Origin of the sequence: Gordonibacter sp., assembly GCF_036667095.1 — a bacterium.
Classification (GTDB): Bacteria; Actinomycetota; Coriobacteriia; order Coriobacteriales; family Eggerthellaceae; genus Gordonibacter.
Map to the genome: position 1 here is coordinate 1 of NZ_JAVWUP010000049.1, position 16,657 is coordinate 16,657.

Genomic DNA, 16,657 nt, shown 5'->3' on the forward strand with positions numbered 1-16,657 from the left:
GGAATGATTATACCATACAAAACGAACTTTTGTTCGCCTAAAGGCGAAGCGCCTTCTATCCTCATATCTAAAGAAAGGGGGTTTACGGCGCTTTTGATAAGCCGATTTCACCTCGACCGCCCCGCCGTCAGCTTAGCGGCGCCCTTTCCTGCGCAGGGCTCTCGCATAGAAGAATGCGAGCACCAGCCCTGCCACGGCGATACCTATGGCTATGATCAGCGTATGGGTAAAACCCGCTGCGTACGCCTGCGTCTTCGCAACTCCTGCTGCCGTATCCCTCAGCACGTCGGCCGACAAAACTCCCACAAAGATGGAGGAGCCCAGCGCAGAGGCGATTTGTACCGCCGTCGAGTTGATGGAGGCCGCATGCGGGGAGAGATCGGGCGGCAGCTGCCGCAGGGCTGCGGTCTTGGAGGGCGCCACCACGAAGCCCACGCCCGCGTACACCAGCGCCGAGGCCGCCACTACCAGAACCATCATCAAGCCCTCGGCCGAGAAGAACACCCCCGCCTGTCCCACCAAAACAACGACCAGCCCCGCAGGAAGCAGGGGCCAGATGCCGTAGCGATCCAGCAGCCTGCCTCCTATAAACGTAAACACCGCATTGACCAGTACCGGCCCCAAAAGCAGCAACCCTGCAAAAAACGCCGTATACCCTGCCGCGCCCTCGTAATACAGCGGAAGCAAAATACTCATTGAGAAGGATATCAGCGTTCCCACCATAATCAGAACAATACCCACCGAAAAGCGAGGCGACCTCAGCGGACGCAGGTTAAGAAGGGGGCTGTCGAGCACAAGCTGACGCCACACAAACAAGATCAACCCTACGACCCCTACACCAAGCGCAATGATCGAGGGAATGAAGTCGTGGGTGATCTCTCCCAGACCGTACATAAGCGCACCAAGGCCCACCAAGCCAAGCACAACGCTCAAGGGGTCCACGGAAACACGCACACCGCCCTTCGCGCCCCGAACAAGGAAAAACCCCGCCAGCAGCAGCACCAACGCCAGCACACAGGGCACTGCGAACATAGCAGCTCGACCAAAGTACGTAAGAGCCAAGCCCGAAACAACCGGGCTGACCGCCAGCCCGATCGCAATAATCCCGCTGTTCAAAGCCAGGCGCGTTCCGAGGTTTTCCTTAGGCGAGTTTGCCATGATGGCACTCGTAACCACGGGAAAGAACAACCCCGTACCCACCGCCTGAAGCATCCGACACCCCAGAAGCGTCAGAAAATCGGGCGCGAACGAAGCCAACCCGCTGCCTGCGACAAGTGCGGCGCTGCCTGCGAAAAACACGCGGCGGAGCCCCAGCCGCTTTAGCAAAAACGCCGCCAGCATGACCGACACCGCCGCAACCACCATGTATCCCACAATCAGCCAATTCGCGTTCGAGATGGTCACGGAGAACTCGTCGGCCATCTTGGGCAGGGCAACGTTCACCATGCTCTGCACGAACGATGCGATAAACGAGCACCCCAAAAGCATAGGAAACAGCGCCCTCGATGCTCCCGCAACTGATTTCGACCGCCGCTGCATATCATGCGCCCTCTCGCCTCGATGCGATTTTCCAGCCGCTTCGCTTATTGCGTGCGACTCGCAAGATCAGTCTAGTGCCACGCAGCGAAGGTCGGAAAACCGTTAAGGATGCGCAACAAGATAGTTACCGGACCGATTTTTCGAAAACAACTCGCAGCAAAATCTCGCCCTCTTCTTCGACAAAGCGCATCCCCATTTCCTGTTTCAACTGTTATAATAGTACAAATGTTTGCTATTGATTTTATGTCTGCGATACAGTAGTATTCTGTTTTGTAGAAGTATTGGAGCACGTATGCAATTCAAGGATCACGATATGGTGTTGACTACCACTGAAAACGACTGCATCTCAACACCGGGCGAGATACTGCGGGAAGAATTCCTCGCGCCATTGAATATATCGCAGTATCGCCTGGCCAAAGCAATAGGCAAGCCACAGTCTGCCATATCAGACATCGTCCATGGCCGCCGAGCCATCACGCCCGAAATGGCCTATCTTATCGGAAGGGCACTGGGCACCACCCCCGATTTCTGGCTGCACCTCCAAACGACATACCAGTTAAAGTTACTTGAGCAGCGCACCTTTCCCAACGTGGAAAGCTTGGTGAACTAGGGTATCGCCGTCTCGGCAGAGGCGCTGTGGACGCTTGCTGTCAAGACGGCATCCTCCCCTCTTCGCAATGCCGCGCTTATGCTACGATGCACGCAAGAGGCGAGCGGCATCGCCATCGCGCAAAACAGGCCCGACGGGCGCAACACGGCCCCGCAGGAAAGGACGGCACCGTCATGCCCCTGAGCAAGACGATCCTCACGATGATACGAGCGTTCACGTGGGTCAGGCCCGACATCAAGCAGTTCTACAAGACCCAACGCGTAGCCGAAGAGGTAAGCGCCAAGCTCGTGCCCCCCAACCCCCGCTGCCGCATAGACGACACCACTGCAACCATGCCCGACGGTTGCCAGATTCTCTTGCGCGTGTTCACCCCGCACGGCAAATGTCCTTTGCCGACCCCCGAGAACGAAGCGCCCCAAGACCCCTGCGGCACCATCTTGTTTCTCCACGGAGGTGGGTGGGTCAACGGCGACGTGGACTTCTACACCGATGCCTGCGCCACCATGGCACTCAAGCTTGACCGGCGCATCGTGTCGGTAGACTACCGGCGTGCGCCCGAGCACCGCTTCCCCCAAGCAGTCGAGGACTGCTACGAGGTGGCGCGCCAACTGCATGCAGGCGAGCTGCTTACCGGGATAGACACCGAGAACATCGTGCTGTTCGGCGACAGCGCTGGCGGCAACCTGACGGCGGCCGTATCACTTATGGCGCGCGATCGTGCCACCTTTACGCCGCGCAGGCAAATGCTGATCTACCCCGTTACCTACAACGACCACAACCCGTCGTCGACCATTTTCGAATCCGTGCGAGAGAACGGCGAGGACTACCTGCTTTCCTGGCGCGATGTCCAAGGCTACATGGAGCTCTACCGCTCCTCCCCCGAGGATCTGCACAACCCCTACTTCGCCCCGCTCATCGAGCCCGACCTTACCAACCAGCCGCGCACGCTCGTGATCACGGCAGAATACTGCCCCTTGCGCGACGAAGGCGAAGCCTATGCGCAACGCCTGGCCGACGAGGGCTGCGACGTGCAATGCTATCGCGTGCTCGACGCCGTGCACGGGTACCTGCTGTACCCGTCCGTGCTGGGCATCGTGCGGGACACTTACCGCATCATCAAGCACTTCCTTGATGGCGACGAGCTGGAACAGGAGGGGAAGCGCACGTGGCTCGGGATAGTTGGTACCGACTAGACAACGTAGGCAAGTTCTACTCGTCCCAAGCAGGAAGCTCGGCGCAAACGGTGTTCCGCTACGCCGCAACCCTCGCAGACGAGGTGGACGAAGGCGCCCTGCAGCGTGCGCTCGAGAAGACGGTCGAGGTGTTCCCCAACTTCAACGTAAGCCTGCGAAGCGGCATGTTCTGGCATTACCTGGAACAAGCCGCCCAGCCTCCCACCGTGACCCGCGAGAATCTGCCCATCTGCTTCGGCCTGCACGTCCACGCAAAGAGCGTCCTGTTTCGCGTGAGCTACTACCGCTACCGCATCAACCTCGAAGTTTCGCACATCGTATCGGACGGCCGTGGAACCCTGAGCTTCTTCAAGGCGCTCTTGCAGGCCTACGTGCAGGAGCGCTACGGCGCGGAAGGCGCACCCTTGGAGTACGACGGTTCCGACTACCAGAAATCCGAAGACAGCTTCGACAAGTACTACGAGAGGGACAAGGCTGCCTCCACGCGCGTGCCCAACGTGTACCGGATAGCCGGCTGGAAGGACCCCGCCGATCCCACGTTTCTAGAATATCATCTTCCGGTACAACGCGTGCTAGACCTGGCCCGCTCGCACGGCGTGAGCCTCACGTCGTTGGTGATAGCTGCCATCATATGCGCCATCCGCACGGAGATGCCGCGTCGCGACCGACAGCGCGCCATCCGTATGGACGTGCCGGTCGACCTGCGCCGGATATTCGAATCGGCCACCACCAAGAACTTCTTCGGGCTAGCCTACGTAACCTATGTGCCCGGAGACGAAGACGAGCCGCTTGAAGTCGTGGCCGCCCACGTGCAAGACCAGCTCAAAACCGAAGTACAGGCCGAAAACCTGAAAGCCCGCATGAACCATATGATAGCCCTTGAGAAGAACCTGGCGCTGCGCTTCGCGCCCTTGTTCGTGAAGGACGCCGGCCTGGAGATAGCCGACTGGGCGGCCTCGCGCGAAACCACCACAACCGTCTCGAGCCTCGGCGTCATCGAGATGGACGAGAGCGTCGCGCCCTACATACGCGAGGTCAACGTCCTCACCTCCACTACCGGCATCAATTTCATGGTGTGCTCGTTCGGCGACGACCTGAGCATCGGCATTTCCACGGTGTTCTCCAACCTGGGCGTCGTGAAGAACTTCTGCCGGTACTTCTCCTCCCAGGGCATCGAAGGACGCATCAACACCAACAAGACCGGCAGAGGAGGGGCTCGATGAAGCGCTGCGACAAATGCCATGTCGAGTTCACCGGCGACCTGGACCGCTGCCCGCTGTGCCAAGCCAAGCTCTCCGGCGAAGCCGAGCCTGCGGTGTTCCCCCAAAACGAAGTGAAGAAATCGGGGGTCGTGGCCTTGGCGGTGCTGGCATTCGCCACGGGAGCCTGTCTGCTGGTCATGGTTTTCTTGGGTTACCTGCTGGCGCTGCCGGGAGACATCGTGCTGTCCGTCTGCTTGGCCTTGGTGGTGAATTACCTGTTCGTACGCAATATACTCATGCACTCCCCCGACTTCTTGCGCGTGGTCGTGCGCTACTTCCTCATCCTGCTGGCTATCGCTGCCGTATGGTTCCTGGTAACGCACAACCTCCTCGTGACCACGTTCGTCATACCCGGCATCTGCCTGGTGGCGCTGGTGTTCGACACCGTGCTCGTCGCGGTATTTCGGGGCACGTTCGTCTCGGGATACGCCAAGTACCTCGTGTTCGACGTAGTCGTAGGGCTGGCCCCGCTGGCCTTGGTGGCCCTTGGCCTGACCACCTGGAACGTACTGGCCCTCACCAGCGCGCTCGCAGCAAGCGTATTCGCCTTAGGGATCCTCGTGTTCATGCGCAAGCAGTTGGTAGACGAGGTGCGCAAGCTGTTCTCGGCGTAGCCCTTGACGCTAGCCGCACATTCCACCTCGCTGCCCGTTCGTTGCTCCCCTGAAACCCACCACACTGCTAGACTGGAGAGGATGCCGGAGCCCTCCTTCTACCCGGCAACGAAAGGAGACCTCCATGCAGCCGTCTCTGCTTCTGTCAACAGGCGAGTTTGCGCAGATGTGCAACGTCAGCAGGGAACTGCTTATCCATTACGACAAAATCGGCTTACTCAAGCCCCAGAAAGTAGCCGAAAACGGTTACCGCTACTACTCACTGAAACAGCTGTACCTGTTCGACGCCATCAGGTTCTTCGCCGATGCGGGCATGGCGACCAAGGAAATCAAGGAATACCTGGACAACCGCACAACGGAGTTGTTCTTAGGCAGCATCCAAACGAACATCGACCGCATGCAGCGCCAGCGCGACATCCTCGACGCGCGTATCGGCATGATGGAGAAGATGCGCTACATCACGCAGCGGGCGCTGTCCTTCCCTAAGGAAAAGCCCAGCTTGTCGTATTGGGACGAGCTCTGCTTCCTGACCACCGACGTAGAGCTCAAGCGGACAAAGCACGTGTACGCCCAGGCCATGAGCGCTCATTCGGATTTCTGCCGCAACACGGCGGGAATGGCCACGTTCCCACTGGGCCGCATTGTGGACATCCCCGACTGGGAGCACCCCGAAGACTACTACTACACCAAGCTCCTTACGTGGATATCCCCGCCCAAAAGCAACGCCCGCTTCGAGGGACGCATCCTGCGCAAGCCGAAGGGCAACTACGCGGTCTTCCTTCACCGGGGAGGCACCAGCACCATCGAGCAATCCTACGCGAAGCTGTTCGCCTTCATCAAGAAGGAAGGCTTCGAGGCAAAGGGGCCGCTCTATGAGCTTGACATGAACTCGTACCTGATGTCGGAGTCCTCCGAGGACTACCTGGTACACCTGTCGGTGTTAGTGGACATAGAGGACGCGCTCAAACCTGAGCCGCATCCGTTCTAGCATGCCACAGCCCCCTTACGCGCAGAACTGCCCGCAGCGAGGGTAGATCGCTGCGGGCAGTGCAAGAGGAGGGTATGTCGCTTTTAGGTTGCCTGGCCTTGGAGTGCGAGACTTGGATCTCTACGGCCCTGTAGGATTGTGCGGTTACGCGCTCATGCGCTTCGTCTCCTGGATCAAGTCGTGCACCACCGACGGATCGGAGAGCGTTGAGAGGTCTGAGAGGTTCTCAGTCTCCTGCGCGGCGATCTTGCGCAGGATACGGCGCATGATCTTGCCCGAGCGAGTCTTCGGCAGCGCCGCCGTGAAATGGATCACATCGGGCGTGGCGATGGGCCCGATAACCTCACGCACATGGTTTGCCAGGTCTGATCGCAAATCGTCGCTGATGACGGTGCCTTCCTTCACGGTGACGTACGCGTAGATGCCTTCGCCCTTCACGGGGTGCGGGCATCCCACCACTGCCGCCTCGGCCACCTTGAAGTACGAGATCAGTGCACTTTCCACCTCAGCTGTACCCAGGCGGTGGCCCGACACGTTGATGACGTCGTCGATGCGGCCCGTGATCCAGAAGTAGCCATCCCTATCGCGGTAAGCGCCGTCGCCGGTGAGGTAGTGGCCCGCCACGGGGAAGTACGTGTTCTTGTACACTTCCTCGTTCTGATAGACGCCCAACATCATGCCCGGCCAGGGACGGTCGATAACCAGGCTGCCGCCCTCGTTCGGGCCCGCCTCGCAACCGTCGCCACGCACCACCTTCGGCTGGATTCCGAAGAACGGAAGCGCCGCCGAACCCGGCTTCATGTTCAGCGCACCGGGAAGCGTGGTGATCATGACGCCGCCCGTCTCCGTCTGCCACCAGGTGTCGGCGATGGGGCAGGTGCCGCGGCCGATAGTGGAGTAGTACCACATCCACGCCTTCGGCGCGATAGGCTCGCCCACCGATCCCAGCAAACGCAAGGAGGAAAGGTCGTGGTTGTTCACCCAGCGCTCGCCGTCCTTCATCATGGCACGGATAGCCGTAGGAGCGGTGTAGAGGATGTTCACCCCGAACTTCTCCACGACCTCCCAGAAGCGGTCGGGCTTCGGGTAGTTGGGCACGCCCTCGAACATGAGCGAGGTGGCGCCGCATGCCAGCGGTCCGTACACGAGGTAGGAGTGCCCGGTGATCCAGCCGACGTCGGCCGTGCACCAATGGATGTCGGTCTCCTTCAAGTCGAATACGTACTTCGTGGTAAGAGCGGCGTACAGGAGGTAGCCACCGGTGCCGTGCAGGATACCCTTGGGCTTGGCGGTCGACCCGCTCGTGTACAGGATGAACAGCGGGTCGTTCGACTCCATAGACTCAGGTTCACACACGGGCGACTGGCTGGCCATGAGGTCGTCCCACCACACGTCGCGGTCGGCCACCATCTCGGTGCGCATCTCCAGACGGCGCGTGACGATGCAATGCTCGACCTGCGGGCACATATCCAGGGCCTTGTCGGAGATATCCTTCAGGTGCAATATCTTGCCCGAGCGGTAACCGTAGTTCGAGGTGATAATGACATGCGCGCCCGAGTCGTTGATACGGTCCTTCAGCGCCTCGGCAGAAAGCCCACTGAACACGACGCAGTGCACGGCACCGATACGGGCGCAGGCCAGCATGCTGATGGCCAGCTGGGGAACCATAGGCAGGTACAGCACCACGCGGTCACCCTTCCTCACCCCCAGGCTCTTCAGCATGTTGGCAGCCTTGCACACTTCGCGATGCAGGCGCTGGTAGGTATAGATATCCACATCCTCGGAAGGCTCACCCTGCCAGATGAAGGCCGCCTTGTTGCGACGCGGGCCGGAAAGATGGCGATCGAGGCAGTTGTAGGACACGTTCAGCTCGCCGCCGCGAAAGTAACGGACGTAGGGGTTCTCGGACGAGAAGTCGTATTCCTCCACCGCATCGAACGACTTGAACCAATCTAGGTGCTCATAGGCCATCTCGCCCCAGAACGCCTCGGGCTCCTCGACGGAGCGGCGGTACAGCTCGTCGTAGTCCTGCCTGCTTTTCAGGTTGGCGTTGTAGCTGAAGTCCTGGGTCGGCTCGATGGATTGCTCGTCTTTGAGCATTTGCCGGATAAAGGCTGCACGCGTGTTATGCTCCATGATACTAGTCCCTTCTAGTCTGTTTCCGGATGCGCGAACTTACGCGACGTTGTCTTCTTTGGTCAGGTCGATGTACACCATGTTGTTTACCAAGAGCGGATCGTACATAGCCTTGAGATGCAGCTTTCCAGGACTGCAGGCACGCAGGTTGCGGCCAAGGTCAGGGCGGCTGTGCATAAGATGGGCGAACGCGTCTTCCAGAAGGATGGACTCGTGTGCGCTTTGGTACTGCTCCAGCGCCAAACAAAGTGCGGTTACCGTGCCCTCGTCGCAATGGGCGCACCAGTCGTAGTCGGCGATATCCATGAGAGTGACGGTATAAGCGATAAGCGCCTGCTCGGCGAGGCACGGAGCGAGGCGAGCCAGATCGTCTGCGGGCAGCGGACGACCGTCCAAAACGGCATCGAGGCGCAGAAGCGCATCGCGGCGAGCGAACAGAGGCAGATCGTGTGCAGCAAGTGCAACGAGCTTGACCGTGTCGGAAAGCGACGCGATGGCGACGATCTTAGACACGCGGCTTGCCTGATCGCTTGCGAAGAAAGCAAGCAGGTCTTGCTCGGCCAGCTCCGTCACGGGAACCCGGCTTACAGCACTCGATGTCGAGGGCAGCATGGCGTGGGCTACAAAACCCGTCTTTTCAAGCTGGTAAGAACTGCGGTTCTGCGGTAGGCACCCGGCACTTTTCTTGGCGTTCATGTCTTGCCTCCTTTTCGTTGTGCTCTCAGCCTTGCTTTGTCTTGAAGGTGGGCGGTTGGCCGCCGGCTTGGAGATAGTCGAATTCCCGTGGTGCGTCCGGCGTAGCGCCATCATGAGGGTTGCAACCATTACAAGGTCAAGCAGGTATCATTTCGAGAGCGCGCAATCGGCGGCTAATCGTCCGCGAACGGAGAAACATGTAGGCAAAAAGTGGGTAACGTAACCTTGGCGTTAAAGAGGGAACAGCAGAAAACGACCTGGAAGGGCGCACTGCGAAGCGAAAACTGCGGAGAACCGGCTACCGGCCGTTTCTGCACACGACCTCGAGGGGCAATCGCTTTTCCTAGGACACGCCGTCCGAACCGGCCCCCTGAAGCAGTATCTCGAAAACAAGCCAAGGAACCTCGTCGCGCAGAGCGCGGTGCACGCACAAGCTACCGCCCATCTGCTCGACCAGCTGGCGGGAGATCGCCAAGCCAAGACCCGTGCTTTCGTGGGATCGGGAGGCATCGACGGTATAAAACGGCTCAAGGAGCCGGGCAACCTCGTCCTCCTCGAGCCGTTCTACGTCATTTGCGAACGTAACGAGGACCTGCGACCCCGCCACATACGCAGTCGATGCTGACGAACAGGCCTTTGCGGGAGCGCTATCGCAAGCAGCGAAGACCGAAACGGCAGCATCGGAATTTCTCGTCAGGACACCTGGCGCACCTGCCGCCTCCACCGCAACCACTTCCAGTTTCGCTTTCGCGTACTTGCCAGCATTGCCCAGCAGGTTCGCCAGCACGCGCTCCAGCGCGTCAGCGTTCGCGCGAACCCAGAGGGGATGCTGCGGCGCCGACAAACACACTTCCAAACCACGGTCGTCCAGCAAGCGGTAGTGGCCGGACACGGATTCCCGCAGCAGGCGACCGACATCCACCGCGCCCAGCTCCAACGTGAAACCCTCGTCGCGCAAGCACGACAACTCGTAGAACTGGGCGACGAGCCTTTGCAGCGAGCCCGCCTTGCGCTCGACCGTCGCAAGCGATGCGCGCGTCTCGTCGTCCCGGCCCTCTTCGTCGACGAGCGCCTGATAGCCTTGCAAGGACGTAAGCGGCGTGCGCTGATCGTGGCTTATGCTCTCTTTCTGCGCACGCAGCGCAGCTTCATGCCGCGCGGAGAGAACCGCCTGCTGCCGCATACCCAAAAGCGAGGAGTTCACTGTGCGCAAAAGCGCCTCGAGGTCGCTATCGGGGCTTGCCATCTTCACGATACGGCTCTCTTCCATACTCCCCACGATCTCGCGCAGCTCGCGATCGGCCTGCCGGACGGAGTGTTTGAGCAGGAAGTAGCGCACGGCGAACCAGACGGCCGCCGCAACGGCCAGCACCAGCACAACCACTAGGACTATAGGCGCCATGCGCTCTCCTCCTACCTACAGCTCGGTCTTGTCAGCCCGCCAGAGGCCTGCGGCAGCGAACACTACAATCCCCGTGAACCCGGAAATCAAGCACTTCGCCAAACCGACCGGCGTGTCCCAGAGAAACTGAGCCAGACCACTTTGGTTGATAGCCACCTCGTGCATGAAGAAGTTCGTGGGCATCCAGCTGGCAACGGCCGCCACCGGCTCGACCGCCAGCCCGATCATGTTAAGCACCAGGGGGATGATGGTGACGATAGAAACCCATACCCAAAACGCCGTGATCGGCTTCGACAAGGTAGCGAACGCCGCCACCGCTAAAACGACGCACGCCACCGTGAACGGCAGAGCAGCAGCCACGCCTTTCAGCAGCCAAACAACCGACTCGGTCGACCCCTCCAACAGCAGCACAGCGCTGCCGATATACAACGCAAGCACCAAAACCATGCTCGCCAGTCCAAACGCAACAGACACGATGCACTTGCCCACAAACAGGCTGCGACGCGAGAGTCCATAGGCGACGGCATTTTTAAGCGTGCCGTCCTTCCGGTCGTCTGCGAAGAGCACCCACACCAATATCCCCGCAACGAAGAACAGCACCCCCAAAGACGATAGCAGGTTGCTCAGGGAGAAGCGCACGGTGGAATAAGGGAAGTCGGGCGTGGCGGCCATAACACACAAGAGCACGTTCGCGGCGACCACAATGGCGCACAAGATGCCTGTGAACAGGTATATCTCTTTTCCGCGAGAGATGCGGTACCACTCGCTTTTCATATAGTTCAGCACCAGGTGCCCCCTTTCTCCCTCATCTCCAAATAATACTGCTCAAGCGACATCTTCCGGCGCTCCAGCTTAAAAACGGCCAAGCCGTATTGAGCTGCCAGACCGCTGTACGCCTCAATACCTAGCTGCGGATCGAAGATGCGCACCGTGCCGTCCGGGAGCACCTGGTAGCGCTCGTGGTGCAGCTCACGCTCCAGCAGCGCTGTGAAACGCGCGGCATCCGACACGGCAATGTCCACGCAGTCGGCGCAGCGCGCCCGCAGCGCCTCAGCACTTACTTGCTCGACCAAGCATCCATTCCTGATGAAGGCGTAGACGGTGGCCAACTGCTCGAGTTCGGCCAGATGGTGGCTCGATATCACGATAGTGATGCCCTTTTCGCGATTGAGGCGCTGCAGCAGCCCGCGCATCTCCACGATGCCGCTCGGGTCCAGCCCGCTGGTCGGTTCGTCCAAGACCAGCACCTCGGGCTCACCCATGAGCGCCATGGCCAACCCCAGCCGCTGCTTCATACCCATCGACAGGTTCTTGCACGCCCGGTCTTTCGCGTAGGCAAGGCCCATCGATTCCAACACGCGCGCCACCGCGTCCTTGCCGGGCACACCCTTCTGGATGCGGCAGCATTCCAGGTTCTTCTCCACGCTCAAAGCAGGATAGAAACCGGGCACCTCGATGATGGCCCCGATGCGGGCGCGCTGCCGCTCCAAGTCGCGGGGCGCTTGCGCCCCGAAGAGGCTCATCTCTCCTGCGGTGGGAAACGCCAGCCCGCACAGCAGTTTGAACAGGGTGGTCTTCCCCGCCCCGTTGTCGCCCACCACGCCGCAGATGTCGCCGCGCTTGACGTTCATGCTCACGTCGTACAGCGCACTGACATCGCGATACCGCTTGGTCAGCCCCCTTGTTTCCAATATCGTGTCCATTGAGCAGGCTCTCCCTTTCTCGCACGTCGTTTCAGGTCATGGGAAAACTTTACGACGCGGCCGAAAAATAAGTCCTCAAGAAAGATTAAGGAAATCGTAAAGACTCGCAACCCGAGCAGACGCCGTTGTCAGGTATGCCGGCGAAAAGACAAATATCTGCCGCGAGTTCGTCCCTCACGACAGCTTGAAGCCAATGCCCCAGACCGTTTTCACATACGCGCCCTCAGGATCGATGGCAGCCAACTTCTTGCGAATGTTGCTCACGTGCACGTTGACGGCATTGTCCTCGCCGTAGTAGCCGCCTTTCCACACCAGCTCGTAGAGACGCTCGCGCGAGAACACCTTGTCGGGCTCCTGGATAAGGATGTGCAGGATGTCGAACTCGTGTGCCGTCAAGGACAGATCTACGCCCTCAAGGGATGCCCTTCGCGTAGGCACGTCCAGGCGAAGGCTTCGGTACTCGTACGAGCCTTTGGTGCCAACCGCCCCTGCGCCCGCACTGCGCCGCAGCACGGCCCGCACGCGTGCGGCAACCTCTTCGGGCTGAAACGGCTTGACGATGTAGTCGTCAGCACCCCGGGCCAGCATGTCGACCTTGTCGGACAGCCCTGCCTTGGCCGAGACGACCACCACAGGCACGTTCAGCTTCCGGCCACCACGCACTTCAGCAATGAGCGTCGGGCCGTCCATGCCGGGCAGCATCATGTCCAGCAAGATCAGGTCGACCGCCGTGTGCTCCAGCCGCAAGAGCGCCTCAGTGCCCGAAAAAGCCTGGATCGCCGTATAGCCTTCCCGCTCCATGATCTTGGATAGCAGGGCATTGATATCCGGGTCGTCCTCGACTATGAGGATAGTGCGCGCTTCCATGCTTCCGTGCCTTTCCTTCTGCGTCGCCTTCATGTTTTCGGCATGCTACCGTATCTTCCCGGCAAGGGCAATCGGACGCACTGCGAGTGCGAGCTTAAGGGGTATTGCGCTTAGGCTCGTCGTCAAGCATTCCTGCAGAAACCGCACCCGCCTGCGCGCACCCCTCGCAACTGCCCGCACAGCACCCGGCACAGGCGGGGCCGGTGCGGCGGCGCTGGCGCAAGCGCCGCAAGGCCAGCACGACAAGCAGCACCACAACCGCGCCAACTGCCAAAGTCCACCCGTTCACGTGGCTCGCTTCCAAAAGCAGGCCCACGCCATGGACGGCGAACGCGGCAACCCATGCCACCACAAGCTGGCCGAGGGCCATGCCCCAGGCCCAGCGGCCTCCCAACTCGCGGCGCACCGAGGCGATGGCGGCCACGCAGGGGGTGTACAGCAGGCAGAAAACCAGCAGCGCCAAGGCGGCCACCGTGCTCATAACCCCCACGAGAGCCGCCGTGCTGCCGAACAGCACCGACAGCGTGGACACAACGCTCTCCTTTGCGATGAAGCCGGTAACCAGCGCCGTAGAGATGCGCCAGTCGCCGAAGCCGAGCGGCGCGAACACCGGCGCGATCCAGCCCGCCACCACGGCCAGCATACTGTCGGCCGAATCAGCCACCATATTCAGCCCGAAGTCGAACGTCTGCAAGAACCAGATGACGATAGTGGCCACGAAAATCACCGTGAACGCGCGCTCCAGGAAGTCCTTCGCCTTCTCCCAGAGCAGCTGAAACACGCTGCGTGCGCTGGGTAAGCGGTAGTTCGGCAGCTCCATGACAAAGGGCACCGCCTCGCCGGAGAACATGACCCGACGCAGTAACAACGCCACCAAAATGCCCACCACGATGCCGCCGAAGTACAGGCCCACCATGACCGCCGCACCATCATGCGGGAAGAATGCCGCTACGAAGAACGCGTAGATGGGCAGCTTGGCCGAGCAGCTCATGAACGGCGTCAACAGGATGGTCATCTTGCGGTCGCGCTCCGAGGGCAGCGTGCGCGAAGCCATAATGGCCGGCACCGTGCACCCGAAACCTACGAGCATGGGCACGATGCTGCGCCCCGAGAGCCCGATTTTCCGCAGCAGCTTGTCCATAACGAAAGCCACGCGCGCCATGTAACCGGAATCCTCCAAAAGCGAGAGGAAGAAGAACAGCGTGACAATGATAGGCAGAAAGCCCACCACGCTGCCCACCCCGTTGAACACGCCGTCGATGATGAGCGACTGCAGCGCCTCGTTGACGTTTGCGGCCGCAAGCCCACCGGCCACCAGGCCGGTAAGCTGTGAAATGCCGAAATCGAGCACTTCGGAGAGCCCCGCGCCCACCACGTTGAACGTGAGCCAGAACACCAGCGCCATGATAGCCGCGAACGCGGGGATGGCCGTGAACGTGCCGGTAAGCACACGGTCGATTCGCCCGCTGCGCGCATGCCCGCGGTTGCAGTCGGGCTTGACCACCACCTCATCGCAAATGCGGCTGATGAAACTGAAGCGCATGTCGGCGATGGCCGCGGCGCGGTCGAGTCCGCGCTCCACCTCCATCTGCACCACGATATGCTCCAGCATGTCCTTTTCGTTTTGGTCCAGGTGCAGCTTCTCTAACACCAGCTCGTCACCTTCGGCCAGCTTGCTGGCGGCGAAGCGCAGCGGTATGCCGGCGCGTTCGGCATGGTCCCCCACCAGCGCCATGATACCGTGCAGGCAGCGATGCACCGCACCGCCGTGCTCGTCGGGGGAGCAGAAGTCCTGGCGGATGGGCGGCTCTTGGAAGCGCGCCACATGCAGTGCATGGTCCACCAGCTCGGCGGTGCCCTCGCCCTTCACCGCGGTTATGGGAACCACGGGTATGCCCAGCAGCTTCTCCATCGCGTTCACGCGGATGGTGCCGCCGCTCTCCTCCACCTCGTCCATCATGTTCAAGGCCAGCACCATCGGATAACCCAGCTCCATCAGCTGCATGGTCAGATACAGATTGCGCTCGATGTTCGTGGCGTCCACGATGTTGATGATACCGCGCGGCCGCTCGTCCAACAGGAACTGCCGGGTGACCACCTCTTCGCTGGAATAGGGCGACATGGAATAGATGCCCGGCAGGTCGGTAACCGACACGTCGGCATGCCCCTTGACCGTGCCGTCCTTGCGATCCACCGTAACGCCAGGGAAATTTCCTACATGCTGGTTCGAGCCGGTGAGCTGGTTGAACAGCGTGGTCTTGCCACAGTTCTGGTTGCCGGCGAGCGCGAACGTGAGCGGCGTTCCGGCGGGCAGCGGCTGTCCGTCGCACGGGTCATGGAACTTGCCGCCCTCGCCCAAACCCGGGTGCGGCAGCGGCTTGCGCTCTTCGGGAGCACGGCGCCCGGCGCACGAAAGGTCGCGCACATCGTCGACCTCGATCTTACGGGCATCGGCCAGGCGCAACGTCAACTCGTAGCCACGGATGCACACCTCCACCGGATCGCCCATCGGGGCATGTTTGACCATAGTCACATCGACCTGCGGGATAATGCCCATATCCAGAAAATGCTGGCGCAGCGAGCCGTCGCCGCCAACCGCCATCACCGTGGCGGTCTTCCCTATAGGCAGGTTGTCCAACGTGCTCAAGGCGCATCTCCGAAACTCAGCGTAGGTGTTAGCTTATACTAACTTCGAGAGCAGTATACGGCATTCGGAGAAGAGGGGCAACCGGAAGGCCCGATTCGTGGCTGCCCTTGGGGAGACACTTGAAGGGTTGGCGGAAAATGCTGCTACAACACGGAGCTATTCTATGAAATTCAATCCCCCCCCCCCATTCTCTCACCTATGATTTCCCTCTACGCTGCCCGATCTCTGGTGTAGAAGTAGTTATATATTTCCTTCCGAGCTTTCTCGATGAAGGTATCGGGGTAGTCTTCTTCCGGCAGGCGGTATAGCTCGTCGCGAATGATGATCTTGACTGTTGCCTGCGTTTCTTCTTTGTCGGTCCAGTGCACCATCTCCACAAGACGCGCTTCAATGGTGTCCACTAGTTCAACGGACACTGCTTTGACCTGTTTGATTTCTTGGGGCGTTAGTGATTCCTTGAAAAGCATCTCAAATACCGTTTGCTGCTGAGGGCTCGTAAACCCTTCCGCAACAAAACTCCTTTGCGCTTCGTTGAGGTCGCTCGAAAGGCGCATAAGGTCGGTGAAGGTTTTTTCAATAGTTGCCTTATCTTGTTCGGCATTGTAACTAGAAATGATGTTCTCATAGCGCTTGAAAAATTCGACCCGTCGGGGATTTACTCTCATGGCAGCTTCTAGACGGAACTCAATAACACCCCGAAGATCGTTAATTAGGAGGTTTCGTTCTTTGCTCTTCTCAAACTCTTGCTGAAGGCGATCGAAGTCAATTTTACTGATATCGAATCGGGTTCCCACCTTTGAGGCTTCAGCATTCCTCTCAACAAAAATATGGTCATCAACGATCTTTTGGAGTTCGACCATAATGTCGCCTGTGTCGGCTACGTCGCGCCGCTTGGTTACCTCGTTGTATATCGCATTGATCGCACTGTGTTTTGCGTTGATCTCACTCGAAAGTTCCTTGCGGTTGACGAACTTAACCATCTTGAACAACTCACGTGCCA

At 59.8% G+C, this 16,657-nt stretch carries 14 protein-coding genes; 5 read left to right on the forward strand and 9 right to left on the reverse strand.

What is annotated here, in order from left to right:
• Positions 1-132: 132 nt before the first annotated feature.
• Positions 133-1,539 carry an MFS transporter gene (locus RR842_RS06475; protein WP_332729283.1) on the reverse strand — a complete coding sequence of 469 codons (1,407 nt, stop codon included), beginning with the start codon at positions 1,537-1,539 and terminating at the stop codon, positions 133-135.
• A gap of 313 nt (positions 1,540-1,852) precedes the next feature.
• Here RR842_RS06475 and RR842_RS06480 point away from each other — a divergent pair, with 313 nt between their 5' ends.
• The 5 genes from RR842_RS06480 (at position 1,853) to RR842_RS06500 (ending at position 6,206) form a co-directional block, all read left to right on the forward strand.
• Complete coding sequence (locus RR842_RS06480; RefSeq protein ID WP_332513085.1) at positions 1,853-2,149, forward strand: HigA family addiction module antitoxin; 297 nt, start codon at positions 1,853-1,855, stop codon at positions 2,147-2,149.
• A gap of 173 nt (positions 2,150-2,322) precedes the next feature.
• Positions 2,323-3,342, forward strand: a complete 1,020-nt coding sequence (locus RR842_RS06485; protein WP_332513083.1) for an alpha/beta hydrolase — start codon at positions 2,323-2,325, stop codon at positions 3,340-3,342.
• Complete coding sequence (locus RR842_RS06490) at positions 3,315-4,565, forward strand: alcohol acetyltransferase (RefSeq protein WP_332722724.1); 1,251 nt, start codon at positions 3,315-3,317, stop codon at positions 4,563-4,565. The genes RR842_RS06485 and RR842_RS06490 overlap by 28 nt, the downstream gene beginning before the upstream one ends.
• Positions 4,562-5,218, forward strand: a complete 657-nt coding sequence (locus RR842_RS06495) for a DUF6320 domain-containing protein (protein WP_332513079.1) — start codon at positions 4,562-4,564, stop codon at positions 5,216-5,218. The genes RR842_RS06490 and RR842_RS06495 overlap by 4 nt, the downstream gene beginning before the upstream one ends.
• Before the next feature lie 124 nt (positions 5,219-5,342).
• Entirely contained in the window at positions 5,343-6,206 is an 864-nt protein-coding gene (locus RR842_RS06500; RefSeq protein WP_332513077.1) for a MerR family transcriptional regulator, read from the forward strand.
• Between the two features lie 144 nt (positions 6,207-6,350).
• On the opposite strand, the gene acs is transcribed toward RR842_RS06500, so the two are convergent.
• The 8 genes from acs to RR842_RS06540 form a co-directional block, all read right to left on the reverse strand.
• Positions 6,351-8,342, reverse strand: coding sequence for an acetate--CoA ligase (gene acs, locus RR842_RS06505; RefSeq protein ID WP_332521280.1), 1,992 nt, complete (start codon positions 8,340-8,342; stop codon positions 6,351-6,353).
• A 39-nt stretch (positions 8,343-8,381) separates the two neighbouring features.
• Positions 8,382-9,038 (reverse strand): hypothetical protein, encoded by a 657-nt coding sequence (locus tag RR842_RS06510; protein ID WP_332729285.1) that lies wholly within the window; start codon positions 9,036-9,038, stop codon positions 8,382-8,384.
• A gap of 343 nt (positions 9,039-9,381) precedes the next feature.
• Positions 9,382-10,440 (reverse strand): HAMP domain-containing sensor histidine kinase, encoded by a 1,059-nt coding sequence (locus RR842_RS06515; protein ID WP_332729287.1) that lies wholly within the window; start codon positions 10,438-10,440, stop codon positions 9,382-9,384.
• Positions 10,441-10,455: 15 nt separating this feature from the next.
• A complete protein-coding gene (locus RR842_RS06520; RefSeq protein ID WP_332729289.1) occupies positions 10,456-11,226 on the reverse strand; it encodes an ABC transporter permease in 771 nt (256 codons plus the stop codon).
• Positions 11,220-12,143 carry an ABC transporter ATP-binding protein gene (locus RR842_RS06525; RefSeq protein ID WP_332565486.1) on the reverse strand — a complete coding sequence of 308 codons (924 nt, stop codon included), beginning with the start codon at positions 12,141-12,143 and terminating at the stop codon, positions 11,220-11,222. Before RR842_RS06525 ends, RR842_RS06520 begins: the two co-directional genes overlap by 7 nt.
• Positions 12,144-12,317: 174 nt before the next feature.
• A complete protein-coding gene (locus RR842_RS06530) occupies positions 12,318-13,010 on the reverse strand; it encodes a response regulator transcription factor (protein ID WP_332554019.1) in 693 nt (230 codons plus the stop codon).
• A gap of 94 nt (positions 13,011-13,104) precedes the next feature.
• Positions 13,105-15,657: a ferrous iron transport protein B gene (gene feoB / locus RR842_RS06535; protein ID WP_332521286.1), complete on the reverse strand. Its 2,553-nt coding sequence runs from the start codon at positions 15,655-15,657 to the stop codon at positions 13,105-13,107.
• A gap of 209 nt (positions 15,658-15,866) precedes the next feature.
• A partial coding sequence (locus tag RR842_RS06540; RefSeq protein WP_332729291.1) for a hypothetical protein occupies positions 15,867-16,657 on the reverse strand: 791 nt, incomplete at its 5' end.